Consider the following 928-nt stretch of genomic DNA (forward strand, 5'->3'; position numbering starts at 1 on the left):
TTGAGTGCTCCTTATCTGTAATAAGTTAAGTGTAGCTGCCCTTAAAATATCTGTCCAGATAAGTGTAGACGATTCAGTTTTTATGATGAAGAAATTCAGTTTAATTTTCACATTGAGTTTATGTTTAATAAGTTTTGGAGCAGTAAATGCAGAGGGACAAGATGAACGAGAACCATTGGAAAATGGTTTAATTGAGATAGGATATAAGACGGTTGAGGAAGCAGTAAATGAATGTGAAAATCTTTTCAACGAGGATATCGTGTTGCCATATAAAATACCTCCGGTTCAATTCACGCATTACTTTGGAAGGTGCAATAAAGATTTTGGGATTAATAATGACTTTGAAATTGAATTTTTTAATGAGAATACGCCAGAGAACCATTATACGCTTAGATTGAGACCTAAAAAACAGGCCATTTCATTTAAATCAAGACATATTGATAAGACAATAAAATTGGATAAAGGCAGGGCATTTTTGATAAAAAATCGCATGGGTAATGTATTAGTATTTGAGAAGGAAAATTGGCAGTATATATTAAGTATTGATAAGAGAGTATCCGAACAAGTACCTTTGGAGGTGTTAGTTGATATTGCAAATTCTTTTAGATAAATTCCATTTTTACTACCGGGTTTAAAGGGGATTCTTTACAACCTGTGGAGTTTGAATCTTTTAAAGTGAAAATACCACATTGAGAACCTAAATGAATCATGAAGAGCTGTGTTTATTGTTTAAGGAGAGCTGGTAGTTCAGCTCTTTTTCTTATGGAACTATCGGGGCAGGTTAGCTTAATAAAGATACCTGATTTTTGAAACTTTTACCTTATTTTTCCGTACTGCTATATGTATAGTATTTACTAGTGGAGGAAAGGAGGTAGAAGGATGAAGCTTTGGTGGGTTGCAAATGTTTTTTGGTTAGTAATTTTTTCCA

At 33.2% G+C, this 928-nt stretch carries 1 protein-coding gene; it reads left to right on the plus strand.

From position 1 onward, the window contains the following. Window positions 1-82: 82 nt before the first annotated feature. Window positions 83-610: a hypothetical protein gene (locus tag N9I19_RS24955; RefSeq protein WP_317779366.1), complete on the plus strand. Its 528-nt coding sequence runs from the start codon at window positions 83-85 to the stop codon at window positions 608-610. Window positions 611-928 lie beyond the last annotated feature (318 nt).

Source organism: Peribacillus sp. CSMR9, assembly GCF_033141925.1.
GTDB classification, from domain to species: domain Bacteria; phylum Bacillota; class Bacilli; order Bacillales; family DSM-1321; genus Peribacillus; species Peribacillus simplex_A.